Below are 18,597 nucleotides of genomic sequence, written 5' to 3' on the forward strand. Positions count from 1 at the left end.
ATCATCGACGCGACAATTCCGGAGCTGCGCCGCGATGCACTGGCAGTGCGAAATGGCACAGCGAGTCTGGTTGTCCAAAACTACCGTCAGGCTCCCTCCATATCAGGGAGTATTCGTGCTGGGGAGATCGTACAGGGCGCCAATACGTTGCGTGACACCGATCTCGTCCTTGAAAGCACTGGCAATCGAACAGGCTTTACCGTTACTTCGCGCTTCAATGGTGGACCTGCCAGTATTCGAGGCGCGCTCACGACCGGGCAGGCGCTGGAGGTCGCGCTTGATGCGGCCAGTCTCACATTCCAGAACATTCCCATTGCGCTGCGGCGCTCGACGCAAGTCAACATTGAAAACGGGACCACTCGTATTGCCGAAACCACCCTTGAGATTGGCGGCGGCTCTGTCGTCGTGAGCGGGACGGCGGGAGACCAGCTCAATATCAGCGCCCGCATCAACTCCGTGCCTGCTTCGATCATCAACCAGTTCGCGCGAGGTTTGGGTGCGCAGGGTACGGTGAACGGCACCGTGGGCGTAGCGGGTGCAGCCTCCGATCCGAGCGTGTCCTACGATGTGAACTGGACGGGTGCGTCGCTGGCGCAGACACAGTCGCTTGGCGTCAGCGCCATGAGCCTGACCGCGCGCGGTCGCTACGCGAACGGTCAGGTCAACTTCGAAAGCTTCGGCGCACAAAATGGCCAAGGCTTGTCGCTAAGCGGTTCCGGTACTGTGGGCGTCGCAAATGGTGGCGGACTCGGCCTGACGATCACTGGTCAGACGCCTTTCGCGCTGCTTGCCGGCATGTTGGCGGAGCAGGGAATTGCACTCACCGGCAGCGCAGACGTTAATCTGCGCGTAGGCGGCACGACCGGCAATCCGGATATTTCAGGGACTGTGCGTTCGAATGGCGGACGTCTCGTCCTGGCGGCTTCCGGTCTTGCGATCAATAATATCGCGCTGAACGTGGATCTCGGAGCCAATACGGCCCGGATAACCGCCCTGGCCGGTCAGCTTTCAAGCGGCGGCTCAGTATCAGGATCGGGCACTATCGGTATTGCGCAGGGCAGCGGGTATCCTGCCGATCTGCGCCTTCTGGTCGAAAACGCGCGATATACGGACGGCCGTCTCGTAACTACCAATCTGGGCGGCGAGATTACTCTGAGCGGTCAGTTAACCGCCTCGCCCGATATTGGTGGCACGATCAATCTCGGGCGCACTGTCGTGACGATCCCCGAGCGCCTGCCTGCATCTCTAACACGTCTGAATGTTCAGCATCGCAATGCCCCCGCCGATGTACGACGGCAGCGTCAAGCTCTGACCCCGATTACCTCCGGCGGCAATTCAGGTAGCGGCATCGGGCTGAACATCACTGTCAACGCGCCGCAACAGATTTTTGTCCGTGGCCGCGGCCTTGACGCGGAGCTTGGCGGCAATATCGTTCTGACAGGAAATACCGCCGCACCCGAGGCGCAAGGTCAATTCGAGCTTCGTCGAGGACGACTGGAAATTCTCGGCCGTCGTTTGACCTTCACTGAAGGCACCATGACCTTCGCAGGCTCCTATATTCCCTACCTCGACATGCGCGCGGAATCGAAGGCGACCGACACAACGGTGACGGTGCTTGTAACCGGGCCGGCGGATAATCCGAAATTCAGCTTTGAATCGATCCCGGCATTGCCGGAAGACGAAGTTCTGGCACGCCTTATCTTCGGCCGCGAGATGTCGTCGCTCTCCCCGGTTCAGATCGCGAGGCTCGCCGCGGCGGCCGCCGAGCTGGCTGGAGTCGGCGGTTCGTCCTCGCTGCTGTCGACGCTGGAGGATAGCATCGGCGTCGATGATATAGATGTTGAAAGTACGGAGGATGGCGGAACATCGGTGCGCGCGGGTAAATATCTCAATGAGCGCACTTATGTAACGATCGAAAAAGGCGACGCCGCAGGTTCGGGCAAGGCAACGATCAATCTTGATCTCGGGCGCGGTCTGAAAGTGCGTGGGCAGGCCTCGGACGATGGTGACGCTGGCGGCGGCATTTTCTATGAAAGGGAATATTGAGAAACTGAGTCAGCGTCTTTTCGAGCTGATTCAGTTCTCAAGTTCAAGAGACTGGATTTAAAGCAAAAATGGGAGCACGCCGTCGCTCCCATTTCGTTTCCAAGTGAAACTCGGCTTATTTTCCGGCGCGAATTTCGCTCAAAGTCCGCGCAGGTGTGATCGCTTCAGGATCGAGCTTGATCTCGATGATCGCGGGTTTGTTCGATGCACGTGCTCGAGAAAAAGCTTGGGCAAACTCTTCGGTTTTCTCTACCGTCTCGCCATGCCCGCCATAGGCGCGGGCGAGTGCCGCGAAGTCAGGGTTCTTAAGGTCGGTGCCGGAAACGCGGCCAGGATATTCGCGCTCCTGATGCATGCGGATCGTGCCATAAGTGCCGTTGTTGATGACGAGCACAATGATATTGAGGCCGTGCTGAACGGCAGTGGCGAATTCCTGCCCATGCATCATGAAGCAGCCATCGCCTGCAAAGCAGATGACCTCGCGATTCTTGTCGAGGGCCTTCGCTGCTACGGCTGCGGGCAGGCCGTAGCCCATCGAACCGGAGGTCGGCGCTGCCTGCGTTCCGAAGCTGCGGAACCTGTGAAAACGGTGCAGCCAGGTTGCATAATTGCCAGCGCCATTGGTCATAATGGCATCAAGCGGCAACACTTCTTCCAGATGCTCCATGATTGGTCCCATCTGCACCGCTCCCGGACCGGTCTTCGGAGGAGTGGACCAGGCGAGGTAGCTGGCATGCAGAGCCTGGGTGCGATCGGCCCAGGCGGGCAGGGCGTGGGGGGCATCGAGTGCCGCAAAAGCATCGACGAAGGCCGATGCAGCCGCATTGATTGCCAGTGTCGGACGATAAACGCGACCCAATTCCTCCGCGTCTGCGTGGACATGCACCAGCGTTTGGTCCGGATAAGGCGATTTCAGCACGGTATAATTTGACGAGGGCATCTCACCGAAGCGCCCGCCGAGCAGAAGAACCAGATCCGACTGCTTGATGGCTTCGGCGAGTTTTGGGTTGGGTCCGATGCCTATGTCGCCAGCGTAACAAGGGTGAGCGTGGTCAAACAGCATCTGGCGCCGAAAGGAGCAGGCGACAGGAAGAGCCCATTTTTCGGCAACGCTCTGGAAACGGCTGACGGCATCTTCGTTCCATCGCGTGCCGCCAAGAATCACGAATGGTCGTTGGGCGCGTGTCAAAAGGCCCACAAGTTCATCCATCTCCGGCTGACCTGGCCGGGTTTCTACCGGCGTTGCCGGAAGCGCTTTGGGCGCATCCACTTCCGTCACCAGCATATTTTCAGGCAATGCTATCACCACGGGGCCGGGGCGGCCGGACGTGGCGACAGCGAAGGCGCGGGTCAGGAGTTCAGGAATGCGGGAGGCGTCCTCGATTTCCGTCACCCACTTGGCGACGGAGCCGTAAAAGGCCCGGTAGTCGATTTCCTGAAACGCTTCGCGCTCGCGTGCACCCGCGTCGATCTGGCCGATGAAGAGGATCATCGGGATCGAATCCTGTGCCGCAATATGGATACCGGCGGAAGCGTTGGTAGCGCCGGGGCCGCGCGTGACGAAACAGATGCCGGGTTTGCCGGTCAGGCGTCCCTCGCAATCGGCCATCATGGCCGCACCGCCTTCTTGGCGGCAGACGATCGTCTCGATCTTCGAGTCGTGGAGCGCATCGAGAACGGCAAGATAGCTTTCGCCGGGGACGCAGAATATGCGTTCCACGCCATTGGCTTCCAAAACCTCAACGACGAGTTGGCCACCGGTTCGGGTCATTTCGATGTCTCCTCAAGTGCGCCGAGAACGGCCTGCGTATGTTCGCCTAACCGGGGCGAGGGGCGGTCGTAGGAAAGCGGGGTTTTCGACAGGACGATCGGCGTCCGCACCGAAGGGACCGTATTTCCGTGCCCGTCGTCAAGTTCGAGTTTCAGCTTGCGCGCAATAATCTGCGGATCGGCGAACATGTCCTCAATCGTGTTGATCGGGCTGGCAGGTACGCCCTTCGCTTCCAGTGCTCCCAGAAGCGCATCTCGTGAAAAGAGCGCCATCTTATCGACGATCTGGGTGCGCAGGGCGTCGCGATTGGCAACGCGCGCGGCGTTAGTCGCGAAATCCGGATCGTCCGGCAGGTGGTCCAGACCGACAACTTTACAAAACTTTGCGAACTGTCCGTCATTCCCGACAGCGAGAATGATATGACCGTCGGCAACCGGCAGAACCTCGTAAGGGGCAATGTTCATATGGGCATTGCCCATCTGCACGGGCGTGCGCCCCGAAACGAGATAGTTCATATTCTGGTTTGCCAGAACCGCGGCTTGCGCATCGAAGAGTGCCATGTCGATGTGCTGACCTTCTCCGGTTGCCTGCGTGTGCCGTAATGCGGCTTGAATGGCGATCACCGAGTATAGACCAGTAAATATATCGGCAACGGCGACGCCTACCTTCTGGGGCTCGCCCTCCGGCTCGCCGGTAATCGACATGAGGCCGGACATGCCCTGAATGATGAAATCATAGCCCGCGCGCGGAGCATACGGCCCGCTCTGACCAAAGCCTGTGATCGAGCAATAAACCAGCTTCGGATTGATCTTGGCGAGTGTTTCGTAATCAAGCCCATATTTCTTCAATCCGCCGAGCTTGAAATTCTCGATAAGCACGTCGGCATCGGTCACAAGCTTGCGGATCGTTTCGGCTCCTTCCGGTGTGGCGAAATCGATGGCGACGGACCGTTTGCCGCGATTGCACGCGTGATAATAGGCGGCGGACATATCGGCGCCGTCATGGCCGGTTACGAAGGGCGGGCCCCATTTGCGTGTATCGTCGCCGCCATTCGGATTCTCGATCTTGATGACGTCGGCGCCCAGATCAGCCAGCACCTGCCCGCACCAAGGTCCGGCCAGAATCCGCGCGAGTTCGATGACTTTGATCCCTTTGAGAGGCGCGTTGTTCTGACTCATGCAGCTTTCCATCCCATTCATTTGCGGGATAGAACATAACAGCCGTTCAGCATCGGTTTGAATGCTGAAATGAAATTGGTTGATGCCGGAAGCGTGTCATAGCGGTGGAAAACGCTGCTTCAGCCAGGAAATAAATTCAGCGGTTGCGTCGTCGCGATTGATCTCGTTCAGCGTTTCATGGCGGGTGTCGGGGTAGATCGTAACGGTAACATCGCTCATGTTCTGAGCCCGCAATCGCTTGTCCAGCCAGAGCACGGATTTGCCACCTTCCGTTGCCGGATCGGCAGTGCCTCCGACCAGATTGACCGGTATGTTCGAGCGCAAGCGTTTCATCCGTTCCGGCTGATGCGCAACCTTCATGAGCGCAAAAACATCCGTCCACATGGCCACAGAGCCATCGAAGCCGCATAGCGGATCGCGTTCATAGCCATTCACTTCCGCTTCATCCCGGCTCAGCCAGTCGCTTTGCCCCTTCCTCCCTGGAATGCCGGCCGCCCATTGCCGAAACGTCATGCGTGGCAAGAGGCGCGACGGCACGTCATGGCCAAGGCGGAAGCGCTCGTAGCCCAGCAGAAAACGCGCAGTCGCGTTAAGGGCTGGAACGCCGAAATTACTGTTCCAGATGGCGAGCGCCTGCGTCGCTTCCGGATGCCGAACTGCGTGGTTGAGCGCGATCAGCCCGCCCATCGAATGCCCGAAGGTGATAATTGGTAGATCGGGAAAGTCTTGCGCAATGCGCATATGCACTGCGGCCACGTCATCGAGTACCCGCAGTGCGCCCTCTCTTGGCGCAAACATGCCTTGTCGCGCATCCGGCGCTTTCGTTTCACCATGGCCGCGATGATCATGCGCGTAAACGTGGAAACCGGCTTTTGCCAACGCAGCGGCAAAGCGACCGTAGCGCGCGGCATGTTCCGCGAAGCCGTGATTGATCTGCACCGCGCCGCGTACGCGGCTGGTGGCCGGGGTTACGAAGAGAGCGAGCGAGGCTCCGGAGGGGGACAGAAGAGTTTGTTTTTCCACTTCCGCGCTGTTCTCCCAAAAGAGGTTTGCCGATTACGGCCTGATCGCCTACATAGCTGCCAAGACATTTCCATTCAGTGCAAAAACGGGAAACATCGCGTGGCGCGCCAATTCATCTATCATATGTCCGGCCTCAACAAGGCCTATGGAGCCAAGAAGGTTCTCGATAATGTTCACCTGTCCTTCTACCCCGACGCCAAGATCGGCATATTGGGTCCGAACGGTGCAGGTAAGTCGACCGTCCTGCGCATCATGGCGGGCCTCGACAAGGAATACAGCGGCGAGGCGTGGCTCGCAGAGGGCGCTACCTGCGGCTACCTTCCGCAGGAGCCAGTGCTTGACACCTCCAAGGATGTCTGGGGCAATGTGATGGAGGGTGTTGCCGAAAAGCAGGCCATCCTTGATCGCTACAATGAACTGATGATGAACTATTCGGATGAAACGGCGGATGAGGGGGCAAGGCTCCAGGATGTCATCGACAGCCAGAATCTCTGGGATCTGGACAGCCAGGTCGAAATGGCGATGGAGGCGCTAAGATGCCCGCCCAAAGATGCAGACGTCACCATGCTTTCGGGCGGTGAAAAGCGTCGCGTCGCGCTTTGTCGTCTGTTGCTGAGCAAGCCTGATCTGCTGCTGCTCGACGAACCGACCAACCATCTCGACGCTGAAACCACTGCCTGGCTCGAGCGTCACCTGCGTGAATATCCAGGCGCGGTGATGATCATCACCCACGATCGCTATTTCCTGGATAATGTGACGGGCTGGATTCTCGAACTCGACCGTGGCCGCGGCATTCCGTATGAGGGCAATTACTCGGCCTATCTGGAAGCCAAGGCAAAGCGTATGGAGCAGGAAGGCCGCGAAGAAGCCTCTCGTCAGAAGGCCATTTCACGCGAACGGGAATGGATTTCCTCCAGCCCGAAAGCCCGTCAGGCCAAGTCTAAGGCGCGTATTAACGCTTATGACGATCTGGTCAAGGCAGCCAATGATCGTCGCCCCGGGGACGCTCAGATCATCATACCAGCGGGCGAGCGTCTCGGGCAGACCGTCATCAACGCAAACAAGATTTCCAAGGGCTTCGGCGACCGTCTGTTGATCGAGGACCTGGAGTTCAAGCTTCCGCCCGGTGGCATCGTTGGCGTTATCGGTCCGAACGGTGCGGGTAAGTCTACGCTGTTCCGCATGATCACCGGCCAGGAAACACCCGACAGCGGTTCGATCGAAATTGGTGAGACCGTACAGCTCTCCTTCGTAGACCAGAGCCGCGATACACTGAATGCCGACAAAACCGTCTGGGAAGAAATCTCCGGCGGCAGCGATATTATCAAGCTCGGCAAGCATGAAATGAACAGCCGCGCCTATTGCTCGTCGTTCAATTTCAAGGGCGGCGATCAGCAGCAGAAGGTCGGGAATCTGTCTGGCGGTCAGCGCAATCGCGTGCATCTTGCTAAAATGTTGAAGAGCGGCGGTAACGTCCTTCTGCTCGACGAACCAACCAATGATCTCGATACGGAAACGCTGGGCGCGCTTGAAGACGCGCTCGAAAACTTCGCCGGGTGCGCTGTTATCATCAGCCACGATCGTATGTTCCTCGACCGTCTGGCAACGCACATTCTGGCATTCGAAGGCGACAGCCATGTGGAGTGGTTCGAGGGCAATTTCGAAGACTATGAGAAGGACAAGATTCGTCGTCTTGGACCGGTATCAGTCAATCCGAAGCGCGTCACCTACAAGCCGCTGACACGCTGATAGGCACCTATCGGTGAATGCGGCCCGGCATCGCTCGATGCCGGGCCGCATTTTATTTGGGCTTTCCGGTCATTCGCAGAATTTCGTGGGTTTCTAGCGCGGAGGGCGTGACAAATGAGATGCAGACCTTGAGGCATGCCGATGGATTTTGTATGCGCAGGGCTTAACAGGTTTTGTCGTGAAGGGAGGCGCGGCGCAACGCAGATGGAGAAGAGCATATGTTGGTAGGCAGAAAAGTACCGGAAGTGACCTTCCGCACCCGCGTTCGCGACGATTCGATCGAGGGTCCGAACCCATTTCGTTGGGAAAACAAGACGTCCTCGGATTATTTTGCAGGCAAGCGCGTCGTTCTGTTTTCGCTGCCCGGCGCGTTCACGCCGACCTGCTCGACTTTCCAGTTGCCGGATTTCGAGCGCCTTTTCCCGGAGTTTCAGGCTGAAGGCATCGACGACATCTATTGTGTCTCCGTCAACGACGCCTTTGTCATGAACGCGTGGGGCAAGTCGCAGAACCTTGTCAACGTCAAGCTCATTCCGGACGGCTCGGGCGAGTTCACGCGCAAGATGGGTATGCTGGTCGCCAAGGATAATCTCGGCTTTGGCATGCGTTCCTGGCGCTATGCTGCTGTCATCAATGACGGTGTCATCGAGAAGTTCTTCGAAGAAGAAGGCTACGCCGACAATTGCGAAACTGATCCTTACGGTGTTTCGGCGCCGCAGAACATTCTGGAAAACCTGCGCGCCAAGGCAGCCGCTTGAAATCGAAATCAGCCCCGGCCACGTGCCGGGGTTTTCATTTGCAGGAATGGAAAGCATGAAAGACTGGTCGGCGGCGCAATATCTCAAGTTCAATGATGAGCGAACGCGGCCCGTGCGCGATCTCGTCGCGCAAATTCCCTTCTCCGGGGAGGGGCGGGTTGTCGACATTGGCTGCGGACCGGGCAATTCAACTCAAGTGTTGGCTCAGGCCTTTCCGAAGGCGGAGCTTTCAGGCTTTGATACATCGCCGGACATGATCGCCAAGGCGCAGAAAACTCTGCCGAACGTGGCCTTCGAACTTGCCGACGCAGCAAGCTGGAAGCCCGAAGCGCCGGTGGATGTTCTTTTTTCTAATGCAGTATTCCAGTGGCTGCCGGATCACATCGATATCCTGCCGCGCCTACTGGATCATCTGAAGCCTGGTGGTACGCTCGCTATCCAGATGCCGGACAATCTCGCGGAACCAATCCACGTCGAGATGCGCCGTGTCGCGGCAGAGGGTCCTTGGGCCGGGCGACTGAAGAACGCGGCGCGCGAGCCACTTGCCCCACCTATCGATTATTACGATGCGCTGCTGCCGAAATCGGCCCGAATCGACATCTGGCACACGGTTTATAACCATCCGCTGGAAGGCGTCGACGCCGTTGTCGAATGGGTGAAAGGAACGGGTCTCAAACCGTTCATCGATCCGTTGGATGATGAAGAACGTAGCGAATTTCTTTCGCGCTATCGTGCTGCGTTGATGCGGCATTTCAAGCCGGCCACCGATGGCAAGGTGCTGTTGCGCTTCCCCCGGCTGTTCATAGTTGCACAGACGGCTTGAAACGCGGTTGACCCCAAGGTTGATGAGAATTGACTTCAGTCAACCTTCGGGCAATGGCAGATTGCTTCACTCCATTATCGCCCAGGAAGTTCCATGAACGCGCAGCCGTCCCTTTTCGAACCAGAAATCAAGATCATTCCCAGTCGAAAGGTCGCGGGTCGTGTCACCGGTCTTTTTCAAGCCCCGCATCGGGATTTTGAAACGGTCGCGGTGGAGAACTTGCAGCTCGGTTTCGACGGAATAGCCGGTGACTTCCATCAGGGAATTACCAGAAAGTCGGGCGGACGTGAGCCATGGTATCCACGCGGAACGGAGATTTGCAACGAACGTCAACTGACGATCGTCGCGCCCGACGAGCTGGCGAAGATCGCCGCGCTCATGCAACTCGATGAGCTGCATCCTGAATGGATAGGCGCAAACATGCTACTGGAGGGGATCGGCAATCTCTCCATGCTGCCGTCCGGATCGCTCATGTTCTTTGAGGGCGGCGTGACCCTCAAGATCGATGGGCAGAACGCGCCCTGCAAATTGGCAGGCGGGCGGATTGCCAAACACTGCGCGACAGAGGATCAGGCGGGAATGGCACTGCGATTTCCAAAGGTTGCGCGTCGATTGCGAGGACTTACAGCCTGGGTCGAAAAACCAGGTGAGATTCGGGTCGGCGAAGCGGTGACTATCCGTGTGCCGGAGCAGTGGATTTATTCAGTCTGAAGTTCAGCTGTCCTCTTCGTCAGGATCAAGCAGGCGTGTCGCGCGCCATTGTGTCAGCACCGCATTGATCTCGTCCACAACGAAGAAACGTGCGGCGTCGCGGTCATAGCCCTCGTCGAGCAGTTCATCATAGCGCGTGTGCTGATGGCGAATGTGAGCCACGGTTGCCAGCCAGACCGCAATGCTTGGCGGCAGTGATTTCAGATGCACAGCAAATGCATCCTCGCGGATTGCTTCCATGTCTATGTAAGGCCCCATGGGAAGCAGTGCAGTCAGCGCCTCGGCGATGGCGCGCTTTCGGGAAGGGGCGTTTCGCATGAGCTTGCTCCAGAATTTCAGGCTCCAGCGTACAGGTGCTGCCTTGCCTCTGCCTATCCACCTAGGAGGAACTCCACAGGCCTGTCTTGCTTCGCAGGCGAAAATCGCATAAACATATCTTTATGTGTAAAGGAGGGGCGTATGGCGCTCGACCGGCAGCAGTCGCTTGAACATCTGGTAGATATTCTGAAGTCCGTGGCTGAGCCCACGCGCTTGCGTATCCTTGCGCTGTTGCGCCAGGGGGATCTCACCGTCTCGGACCTGACCGACATTCTCGGCCAATCGCAACCGCGCGTCTCCAGGCATCTCAAGCTTTTGCTCGAAAGCGGAGCTATTGAGCGTTATCAGGAGGGCGCCTGGGCCTATTTTCGCCTATGCGATAATGAGAGCCGCCGCAGCTTCCTTGCGGAAATAGTAGAGCGGCTGAGTCCTCGGGATCCACAGGTCGAGCGCGACAATGAACGCTTGACGACTGTCAAGACCAGGCGTCGCCAGAAGGCGAGCGATTATTTCCGTGCGAACGCGGCGGGCTGGGACGAGTTGCGCACACTGCACGTATCTGACGAGGCAGTGGAGCAGGCGCTGCGCGATGTGGTCGGTACGCGATCCTTCCAGGCCATGCTTGACCTGGGGACCGGAACAGGACGTCTTCTCGAACTTTTTGCGCCCCTCTATCGACGCGGTGTCGGCATTGATCAATCGCGCGAGATGCTGGCAATCGCCCGCGCCAATCTTGAGGCGGCAGGCATAGCACATGCGCAGGTTCGTCAGGGCGACGTGCTGGCACCGCCAGTGGAGCGCGATGCCTTCGATCTCGTGACGCTGCATCAGGTGCTGCATTATCTCGATGATCCGGAAACGGCGGTGCGCGAGGCCGCGCGCCATTTGCGTCCTGGGGGCAAGCTCGTCATCGTCGATTTTGCGTCGCACGATCTTGAGTTTCTGCGGGAGGAACATGCGCATCTGCGCCTTGGCTTCTCCGACAAGCAGATAATGGAGTGGCTTGAGGCTGCCGGACTGGAGATCGGCGAGATACGGAATTTCCAGCCGCAGAACGCAGACGGACGATTAACCGTAAAATTTTGGGTGGGCCTGGATCAGCGCATGCTGATCGCAGATACCGAGGCGGCGCTCGCCTCGGGCTTGAGGGAAACAGTATAATGAGTGCATATCGCCTGTCGCGAAGCCCGGAGCTTGGCAAGAAGATTTCGATTTCTTTCGAATTCTTTCCGCCCAAGACCGATGAGATGGCCGAGCGTCTTTGGGAAACCGTAAAGCGGCTTGAGCCGATTGCGCCGAAATTCGTCTCTGTCACCTATGGTGCAGGCGGTTCGACGCGCGAACGCACGTCGCGCACCATCGAACGTATGTTGAGCGAAAGCGCGTTGTCGCCTGCGGCCCATCTCACCTGCGTCGATGCTACGAAGGAAGAAGTCGATCATGTGATCGAAGACTTCGCGCAGATGGGCGTGAAGCGCTTTGTTGCCTTGCGTGGCGATCCGACGGCAGGGGTGGGGACTGCCTATCAGCCGCATCCGGGTGGCTATAGTAATGGCGCCGAGCTTTGCGGTGCGTTGAAGCGCATCGGCAATTTTGACGTCTCCGTCTCTGCCTATCCCGAAAAGCATCCTGAGAGCCCGGATTTCGCGACCGACATCGACATGCTCAAGCGCAAGGTCGACAGTGGGGCGGACCGAGCCATCACGCAGTTCTTTTTCGACAATGATCTTTACGAGCGTTATGTCGAGCGCGTACGCAAGGCTGGCATCTATATTCCGATCGTGCCCGGCATCCTGCCGATTCATAATTTCAAGCAGGTGGCGGGCTTTGCCGGTCGCTGCGGCGCATCCATTCCGACCTGGCTGGCCGAGCGCTTCTCCGGCCTCGAAAACGAGCCGCAGACGCATCAACTGGTGGCGGCCGCTATCGCCGCGGAGCAGGTGCTTGATCTTGTGGAACGCGGTATTGACGACTTCCACTTTTACACGATGAACCGTGCCGATCTGCCTTTTGCTATTGCACACATGATTGGTGTTCGTCCGAAAGTCGCGGAAGCAGCCGCGTAGTAGCGGGTTCGTAGATGAAGAAAAAGGCCGCATCATGCGGCCTTTTTCTTTTGAACTTTTTATCGCTGTCTTTCAGCGATGGATGAGAGTGAGATCAAGGAAAAATCCCGGTGATCAAAGCTCCGACGACCACGAATGCAGCGCAGATCATCAGCGCATTGAACGAACGTGACAAGCCCATGAAGACCCTTTCGGTTGCGTTTACAGTTCATAAACCAAGGTGGAACTTAGGCAAAAACGCGCCAAAAGCAAGGGCGCATAATTTTCGCGTGGTCGCCGCAGGCGCGCCTTTCCCCTAATTTTCGGCGCAACTGCGGGATTTCCACGGCGCAAAAAAAAGACGCCCGACCAACTGATCGAGCGTCCTTTTTGTGAAGATCCTTTATGGATTTAAAGCCGAGCAACGAATTCCTTGGTAGGCCAGCCATCGACGGGTAAACCGAGACGATCCTGTTCCTTGCGCACCGCTTCACGCGTACCAGCGCCAAGAATGCCATCAATGTCGCCTACGTCGTGGCCACGCGCTTGAAGCTTTCGCTGCAATGCCATCATGGCTTCGCCGGTTACGCTTGGCTCCGGATTCCCGCGATCGAACTGAGGCGCGCCGGCCAGCCGAGTGGCAAATTCGGCGGCGGTGAGCGTGTAGATGAACGACTGGTTCCATTCCAGATAGACGTCATAATTCGCAAATGCGAGGAAGGCCGGACCTTTGCGTCCCATCGGTAGCACCAGGCCTGCCTGGAGATTAGTGTGCTTCAGTGCCGAGCCATCGCGATTGACGATACCCCACTGTGCCCATTGCGTAACCGGCAATTTTTTGCTGCGGCCGGTCTCGTGCCAAGGCAGTTCCTCCGGAATCTTCACCTCCACGATCCATGGTTCGCCCGCACGCCACCCGCGCGACTTGAGTTTGTTGGCAGTGGTCAGGATCACATCCGGCACCGAGTTGATCAGGTCAACCCTGCCATCGCCATCGCCATCGACACCGCGCGCGAGATAATCGCTTGGAAGGATCTGCGTCTGGCCGACTTCACCAGCCCATGCGCCCTTGAGACCGACCGGCAGCACACCGCGGTCCATCAGCGTCAAAAGCGGCACGATCTGCGGCCGGAAAAGCTCTGGACGCCGGCAATCATGCGCCAGTGTGACAAGCGCATTCAGCGTATCGAAATCGCCCATATAGCCGCCGTAGTCGGTCTCTAGGCCCCAGAAGGCGGTGATGACCGGGCCCGGGACGCCATAATCGCGCTCGGCCTTCGCGAAGATCGCGGCGTGCTGCCGGAGCTTTTGGCGACCTATATCGACGCGCCCTTTGGAAATCACCTTGCCGTAGAATTCAGAGAAGGTTTGCGAGAAGAAGCTCTTTGAACGATCGCGCTTCAGCACGTTCTGGTCGATGGACGCATTTTGCAAAGCAGAAAGCCCGCGCTGGCCGACGCCCGCTGCCTGAGCTTCCGCGGCGATTCGGGCCTTCCATTGCGAAAAATCTCCGCCGCATGTTTGCGCATAGGCTGAAGTCGCGCCGAACAGGGCCAAAGCAACGGAAATCGACCTGAGAAACATAAGAGACGCACTCCTGGAATTGTACATGCCGCCTCATGGCGGCAGTTCGTGGCATTTACACGTCACGCCTCGTGTGACGGTGAAATATCAGTGTGGATATGAGATAATTTCAGCCGGTGTTTCTGCTCAACCACTCGGCCCAGCTTGATTGGCTGCCGTTGAACACATTGATGTCAGCGTCGCCGGTTATGCCTGGGACGATACCTGTTCCGGTATATTGCCAGAAGACGAAGGGGTGGTCCCCGTATTTCTCGGTCGGATGTCCGGCCACAGAGCGAAGCCAGAACGGATAGTCCTTGAAGACGCCGAGCTTGTTATCGTCGAAGAAATCCACCGATGTGTAGATGATCGGCTTTTTGCCGTAGTGACGCTCTACAATATCAAGGAAGATCTTCATCTCCGCCCGCACTTTTTCAGGCGAGGGGCGCAGCTTACAGCTTGGCGAGAGCGGGTTCCATTCCATGTCGAGAACAGGCGGCAAGGAAGCGGCCTCTTTTGGGACATTACGAATATACCATTCGGCTTGCTCGCGAGCTGTGCGACAGAAATAGTAGAAGTGGTAGGCACTGCGCGGAATACCTGCTGCCTTCGCGCCGCGCCAATTTTCGGCGAAATAGTCGTCGACGCGGTCGCCGCCTTCTGTCGCCTTGATGAACGCGAAGGAAATGCCGGAGGCTTTGGCCTTTGTCCAGTCGACGCTGCGCTGGTATTTCGATACGTCCGTGCCGTGTACCGCGAAAGCATGGGGCTTATGCTTGCCCCAGCTCCACGGCTTGCTGTCCTCGAAGCGAGGATAGGCTAGACCGACGCTATGGTGGGTTGTAGAGCTGCGGGTCGATGATGGGCTGAGCGATGCCGTCTGCATCACGTCTGCGGTCGTACATCCGGCAACAAGGCTGGCAGCCAAAAGCGCAACCGTCCAACGCATGAAAATCTCCCCGAACGTCTCGACCCTATTCGGATCATGGAAATCTTAACCTGTATCGGCCCGCAACCCGTCAAGTCTCAGGGAAGGTACGATGCAGCGGATAGAATTACCAGCGCATCCGTCTGCGTCTGCGGAACGCACGGCTCGCTAGCTCTTCATAGAAGGCCAGACATGGTTGAAATTTCGTTACTGTTCTAGGATGGGCGTGTCAGCTTCAGGAATTGCGCGTAGTCGCGAAAGGCTGAATCAAACCGGAGGTTTAGGCCTTTCTGCTCGCAGAACGATTCAGCGACTTCGCGCAATGAGTCACGCGGAGACACGTGGTAGCGCGCAAGCCAGCTACGCAGGCCATTCTGGAAGAAGCGCGGCAGGCGCGCGGCCGAACCAAAATCAACGATATGAAGCGCGCCGCCCGGATTGAGGGCTTCGCTTGCCGCATCCAGCGTGCCTTCCCAGTCTGGGATCATCGATAGCGCATAGGAAATGAAGACGTGATCAAAGCCGCCTTGTCCGAAATCTGCGGCGGAAAATCGTGCGGCGTCGCCTTTAACGAGCGTGATCTTATGGCTTAAGTCCTCGCCCCGGAATTTGGCACGCGCTGTCGCCAGCATTTGTGCGGAAATGTCGAGGCCGAAAAGACGTGTTTGAGGATAGAGCTTGGCCGTCAAACGTAGGTTCCGCCCCGTGCCACAGCCGAGTTCAAGAATGGTTTGTCCCGGGCGAGCCTCTATCTCATCAATCAATCGGTCGCGACCGAGCAGATAATATTTTCGCGTCAGATCGTAGATGTGACGCTGATAGCGGTAGTTTCCGTCCATGAGGGCGCCGTGGTCGCCATTCGCATTTCCGCTTCGTGCGGCCATGGTCAGATCTTTTCGTAAAGGTGGAAGCCGCCATAAATGCCCGAGCGATCGGCGGCGCCGAAAGCACGCGAAGCGTTCTCGAAATAACGCCATTGTGCCAGCGTGTCTGCATCCACGCGTCCGGGCAGGAGGCTCGGTTCATTGGCCGTCCGGAAGATGACCCGCGCTCCCGGGGCTGCGCTCCGCGTGATCTCGTTCCACAAGGTGTTGAGTTGATCGTCGGTCATCCAGTCCTGCGCGTCGAGCAACACATAGCGATCCACGGAGTTTGCGGGCTTCTGCTGCAGAAGCTCGACGAAATTCAGGTGATGGATATGGACGCGGTCGGCATGGGCGCGGATGGTTTCGAAGTTCTCCGCCTCGAGATAGGGTGGCAATTTTGCCTCGCCCGGCTCCGCATAGCGGCGCGCAAATGCCTGCCAAGCGAAATAATTATCCTTGAGCGGGAAGTGGCACGAAAGCTTCTCGAGACGGGTGGCCAGAACATCTGCCATGCCCCGTTCGCCGGATGAAAGCAGTGCTTCATATTGTGCGGGTGGAATACCCAGGCCAAAGAGCGAGGCGCGGTTGGCGCAGAGCCAGCGCAGGAGGGGCTTTTCCAGAATGGGCTTGAGCTCCAGGCGGAAAAAATCGCGTTGCTCGGCCAGCGTACGCGATTGCATGATTTTGGCGGGATCGACACCATGCAGCTTCGCCAGGCGATGCGCGGTGCCTATGAAGAAGCCGAGCAGGCCGGTCTGGTAGAAGTTGCGCTCGAAAACGCAGATGCGGCGCTGGCCCTTCCAATTGCGGCTCTCCCAATAGGCGCGGGTATCAGCGTCCAGCGTATTTTTCAAGAACAGGTCGTAGGCCTCCGCATTGCCTCTGACACCGTTGGCGCCGAAGAAGCGGAAGAAGGCTTTCTGGTCCGGCAGGTTCTTCACCGCCGAGAGCTTCATCTTGTTGAGCGCGATGTGGGCCGCGTTGAGATCGACTGCGTCGATCCGCGCAGGCTGGCGCGTCAGATAGGAAAGGACATTGCAACCGCCCGAGGCGATGACGACCATGCTGTGGCTCTCGTCGAGGGCCATCGCATCCATGTCCACAATAGGATCTTCCCAGATTTGCGGATAGACGAGGCCGGAGAAAAGCAGCGTGAAAAGACGTTCCGACAAACCGGCCTTTGACAGAAGACGGTTCTGGTGGACGGCACGGCCAAGACGTTCCTTATTGGAAATTTCGCCGGTAATAGAAATATCGCTCATTTCCTGGCTCCCTCTATTGGCTGGCAAAGCAGGTACTCCAGCCTGGTGACAACCAAGTGACAGCCTTGTGGGGATATTTGAAAGTTTGCCGGGTTCATGAGTGACCGCAACGGCGCTACAATATGCGCTGTAGATAATGTTTGGAGTGTGCAATGCCCCGTCGCTTTCTGATTTCGTCCCTGCTTCTCGCTTCGATGCTGGCCTTGTCTGCGTGCGGCGATGATGAGGCTGCGAACGTGGATGAGGGAGGTCCGATCCAGGCCGAGGAAGATGGTCCAGTCGACCTGCGCGACACTGCCGACCAGCTGTCGCGAGATGCACAGGATGCCGCTCAGCGTGTACAGGATCAAGCAAGGGAGGCGTTGCAGGATGCGGGCGATGAGGCCCAGGGTTTGTGGCAAGGCTTGCAGGAATCAGCGGATGAAGCGGCTGATGCTCTCGGGGAGGCGGCAAATGATGCCGTGGATGCCGTAGATGACGCACTCGGCGGTGGCGTGTTGCGGGACCCTTCGGAGGGCGAAGTGATCGGTGAGGATGCACCGGCGCGTCCTGCCGATGATCTGAATTCCAGGCGTACGGGCCAGCCCTGATACAGGACATTTTCGATGGACCGGCAAAAACGCCGCGGCTTGATCCTTTCTACATTCTGTTTATGCAAATTCCCAACCAGACATTCGCGTTGATGCCGGTTGTCTGCTCACGCGCCGGATGGCTTGGTGGAGATGACTATGAGCGATTTTCCAGCAGATTTTCTCTATTGCAGCAGGGTAAGAAGGTCACCGAACGTCAATAGCCGGGGCGGGATCAAACCGGACATTCTCCTGATGCACTACACCGGGATGGAAACGGCTGAACTTGCTGAAGAGCGTCTCTGTCATCCTGCTGCGGAAGTTTCGAGCCACTATCTCGTCTACGAAAACGGTCATGTCGTGCAGATGGTCAGGGAAGAAGAACGTGCATGGCATGCCGGTCGAGGTAGTTGGAAGGGCAGCCAGGATGTCAATGCGCGTTCTATCGGTATCGAGATCGCCAACGTGGGATATGTCGAGGGAAAAGGCTTTGCGCCGTTTCCGGATATACAAATTGCGGCAGTTATACGTCTTTCGAGGGACATAATTGCCCGGAACAATATCCCGCCGGAGCATGTTCTTGGTCATTCGGACGTAGCGCCAGGTAGAAAAATCGACCCTGGGGATAACTTCCCGTGGGCGCGACTCGCAGCCGAAGGCGTCGGCCATTGGGTGGAGCCGGTGGAGCCAACGCTTGCGGATGCGGGGCGCGAGGTGGTTCCCTTTGGTGACGCAGCGGTCGTCCAGACGATGCTGCAAGGCTACGGCTACGGTATTGAATGCACTGGAAAATTTGACGAACAGACCGAGCGGGTCGTCACTGCGTTCCAGCTCCATTTCCGCCAGAAGAGAGTTGATGGAATAGCCGATGCATCAACCGTAAGGACACTTGAAGCATTAGCATCAAAATTAACAGTAAATAAACGAATGTAATCTGGGACCGGCGTGTGTCACAGTTTGTAATAATTTGTCATGAAACCCGCCTTC

The 18,597-nt window shown here is 57.6% G+C and carries 17 protein-coding genes; 9 read left to right on the forward strand and 8 right to left on the reverse strand.

Features of this window, described 5'->3' with window-relative positions; genetic code table 11:
- The coding region (locus tag IE151_RS12210; protein ID WP_189490560.1) for a translocation/assembly module TamB domain-containing protein at positions 1 to 2,046 on the forward strand (2,046 nt) is incomplete at its 5' end.
- A gap of 115 nt (positions 2,047 to 2,161) precedes the next feature.
- On the opposite strand, the gene IE151_RS12215 is transcribed toward IE151_RS12210, so the two are convergent.
- From IE151_RS12215 to IE151_RS12225, 3 genes are all read right to left on the reverse strand, one after another.
- Positions 2,162 to 3,817: a thiamine pyrophosphate-binding protein gene (locus IE151_RS12215; protein WP_189490562.1), complete on the reverse strand. Its 1,656-nt coding sequence runs from the start codon at positions 3,815 to 3,817 to the stop codon at positions 2,162 to 2,164.
- The gene (locus IE151_RS12220) at positions 3,814 to 4,995 is read right to left on the reverse strand and encodes a CaiB/BaiF CoA transferase family protein (protein ID WP_189490564.1); all 1,182 of its coding nucleotides are present in this window, start codon (positions 4,993 to 4,995) and stop codon (positions 3,814 to 3,816) included. The genes IE151_RS12215 and IE151_RS12220 overlap by 4 nt, the downstream gene beginning before the upstream one ends.
- 96 nt (positions 4,996 to 5,091) lie before the next feature.
- Positions 5,092 to 6,018 carry an alpha/beta fold hydrolase gene (locus IE151_RS12225; protein WP_189490566.1) on the reverse strand — a complete coding sequence of 309 codons (927 nt, stop codon included), beginning with the start codon at positions 6,016 to 6,018 and terminating at the stop codon, positions 5,092 to 5,094.
- Between the two features lie 99 nt (positions 6,019 to 6,117).
- Here IE151_RS12225 and ettA point away from each other — a divergent pair, with 99 nt between their 5' ends.
- The 4 genes from ettA (at position 6,118) to IE151_RS12245 (ending at position 10,059) form a co-directional block, all read left to right on the forward strand.
- Entirely contained in the window at positions 6,118 to 7,767 is a 1,650-nt protein-coding gene (gene ettA, locus IE151_RS12230; RefSeq protein ID WP_189490568.1) for an energy-dependent translational throttle protein EttA, read from the forward strand.
- Positions 7,768 to 7,988: 221 nt separating this feature from the next.
- A complete protein-coding gene (locus tag IE151_RS12235) occupies positions 7,989 to 8,525 on the forward strand; it encodes a peroxiredoxin (protein ID WP_189490935.1) in 537 nt (178 codons plus the stop codon).
- Positions 8,526 to 8,580: 55 nt separating this feature from the next.
- Complete coding sequence (gene tam, locus IE151_RS12240; protein ID WP_189490570.1) at positions 8,581 to 9,348, forward strand: trans-aconitate 2-methyltransferase; 768 nt, start codon at positions 8,581 to 8,583, stop codon at positions 9,346 to 9,348.
- A 93-nt stretch (positions 9,349 to 9,441) separates the two neighbouring features.
- Positions 9,442 to 10,059 (forward strand): MOSC domain-containing protein, encoded by a 618-nt coding sequence (locus IE151_RS12245; RefSeq protein ID WP_189490572.1) that lies wholly within the window; start codon positions 9,442 to 9,444, stop codon positions 10,057 to 10,059.
- A 3-nt stretch (positions 10,060 to 10,062) separates the two neighbouring features.
- Here the strand turns inward: IE151_RS12245 and IE151_RS12250 are convergent, their stop codons facing one another.
- Positions 10,063 to 10,377 (reverse strand): DUF2293 domain-containing protein, encoded by a 315-nt coding sequence (locus IE151_RS12250; protein WP_189490574.1) that lies wholly within the window; start codon positions 10,375 to 10,377, stop codon positions 10,063 to 10,065.
- A gap of 141 nt (positions 10,378 to 10,518) precedes the next feature.
- Here IE151_RS12250 and IE151_RS12255 point away from each other — a divergent pair, with 141 nt between their 5' ends.
- Both IE151_RS12255 and metF read left to right on the forward strand, forming a co-directional pair.
- Positions 10,519 to 11,538 carry an ArsR/SmtB family transcription factor gene (locus IE151_RS12255; protein ID WP_189490576.1) on the forward strand — a complete coding sequence of 340 codons (1,020 nt, stop codon included), beginning with the start codon at positions 10,519 to 10,521 and terminating at the stop codon, positions 11,536 to 11,538.
- Positions 11,538 to 12,443 (forward strand): methylenetetrahydrofolate reductase [NAD(P)H], encoded by a 906-nt coding sequence (metF, locus tag IE151_RS12260; protein ID WP_189490578.1) that lies wholly within the window; start codon positions 11,538 to 11,540, stop codon positions 12,441 to 12,443. Before IE151_RS12255 ends, metF begins: the two co-directional genes overlap by 1 nt.
- A 390-nt stretch (positions 12,444 to 12,833) precedes the next feature.
- Here the strand turns inward: metF and IE151_RS12265 are convergent, their stop codons facing one another.
- From IE151_RS12265 to IE151_RS12280, 4 genes are all read right to left on the reverse strand, one after another.
- Positions 12,834 to 14,006, reverse strand: coding sequence for a lytic murein transglycosylase (locus tag IE151_RS12265; protein ID WP_189490580.1), 1,173 nt, complete (start codon positions 14,004 to 14,006; stop codon positions 12,834 to 12,836).
- Positions 14,007 to 14,115: 109 nt separating this feature from the next.
- Positions 14,116 to 14,934, reverse strand: coding sequence for a glycoside hydrolase family 25 protein (locus tag IE151_RS12270; RefSeq protein WP_189490582.1), 819 nt, complete (start codon positions 14,932 to 14,934; stop codon positions 14,116 to 14,118).
- Positions 14,935 to 15,128: 194 nt separating this feature from the next.
- On the reverse strand, positions 15,129 to 15,797 hold the full coding sequence (locus IE151_RS12275; protein ID WP_189490583.1) for a class I SAM-dependent methyltransferase: 669 nt from the start codon (positions 15,795 to 15,797) through the stop codon (positions 15,129 to 15,131).
- Positions 15,798 to 15,799: 2 nt separating this feature from the next.
- Positions 15,800 to 17,041: a BtaA family protein gene (locus tag IE151_RS12280; RefSeq protein ID WP_189490585.1), complete on the reverse strand. Its 1,242-nt coding sequence runs from the start codon at positions 17,039 to 17,041 to the stop codon at positions 15,800 to 15,802.
- Positions 17,042 to 17,193: 152 nt separating this feature from the next.
- On the opposite strand from IE151_RS12280, the gene IE151_RS12285 reads away from it, so the two are divergent.
- A complete protein-coding gene (locus IE151_RS12285; protein WP_189490587.1) occupies positions 17,194 to 17,631 on the forward strand; it encodes a hypothetical protein in 438 nt (145 codons plus the stop codon).
- 138 nt (positions 17,632 to 17,769) lie between these two features.
- Positions 17,770 to 18,543 (forward strand): N-acetylmuramoyl-L-alanine amidase, encoded by a 774-nt coding sequence (locus IE151_RS12290; RefSeq protein ID WP_189490589.1) that lies wholly within the window; start codon positions 17,770 to 17,772, stop codon positions 18,541 to 18,543.
- Positions 18,544 to 18,597 lie beyond the last annotated feature (54 nt).

Origin of the sequence: Limoniibacter endophyticus (genome assembly GCF_014652835.1) — a bacterium.
Lineage (GTDB): Bacteria > Pseudomonadota > Alphaproteobacteria > Rhizobiales > Rhizobiaceae > Limoniibacter > Limoniibacter endophyticus.

Excerpts from the sequence above, each read along its gene's own strand:
- IE151_RS12215 (WP_189490562.1), bottom strand. The coding sequence starts at position 3,817 with ATGACCCGAACCGGTGGCCAACTCGTCGTTGAGGTTTTGGAAGCCAAT.
- IE151_RS12220 (WP_189490564.1), bottom strand. The coding sequence starts at position 4,995 with ATGAGTCAGAACAACGCGCCTCTCAAAGGGATCAAAGTCATCGAACTC.
- tam (WP_189490570.1), top strand. The coding sequence starts at position 8,581 with ATGAAAGACTGGTCGGCGGCGCAATATCTCAAGTTCAATGATGAGCGA.
- IE151_RS12245 (WP_189490572.1), top strand. The coding sequence starts at position 9,442 with ATGAACGCGCAGCCGTCCCTTTTCGAACCAGAAATCAAGATCATTCCC.
- IE151_RS12250 (WP_189490574.1), bottom strand. The coding sequence starts at position 10,377 with ATGCGAAACGCCCCTTCCCGAAAGCGCGCCATCGCCGAGGCGCTGACT.
- IE151_RS12255 (WP_189490576.1), top strand. The coding sequence starts at position 10,519 with ATGGCGCTCGACCGGCAGCAGTCGCTTGAACATCTGGTAGATATTCTG.
- metF (WP_189490578.1), top strand. The coding sequence starts at position 11,538 with ATGAGTGCATATCGCCTGTCGCGAAGCCCGGAGCTTGGCAAGAAGATT.
- IE151_RS12265 (WP_189490580.1), bottom strand. The coding sequence starts at position 14,006 with ATGTTTCTCAGGTCGATTTCCGTTGCTTTGGCCCTGTTCGGCGCGACT.
- IE151_RS12270 (WP_189490582.1), bottom strand. The coding sequence starts at position 14,934 with ATGCGTTGGACGGTTGCGCTTTTGGCTGCCAGCCTTGTTGCCGGATGT.
- IE151_RS12275 (WP_189490583.1), bottom strand. The coding sequence starts at position 15,797 with ATGGCCGCACGAAGCGGAAATGCGAATGGCGACCACGGCGCCCTCATG.
- IE151_RS12280 (WP_189490585.1), bottom strand. The coding sequence starts at position 17,041 with ATGAGCGATATTTCTATTACCGGCGAAATTTCCAATAAGGAACGTCTT.
- IE151_RS12285 (WP_189490587.1), top strand. The coding sequence starts at position 17,194 with ATGCCCCGTCGCTTTCTGATTTCGTCCCTGCTTCTCGCTTCGATGCTG.
- IE151_RS12290 (WP_189490589.1), top strand. The coding sequence starts at position 17,770 with ATGAGCGATTTTCCAGCAGATTTTCTCTATTGCAGCAGGGTAAGAAGG.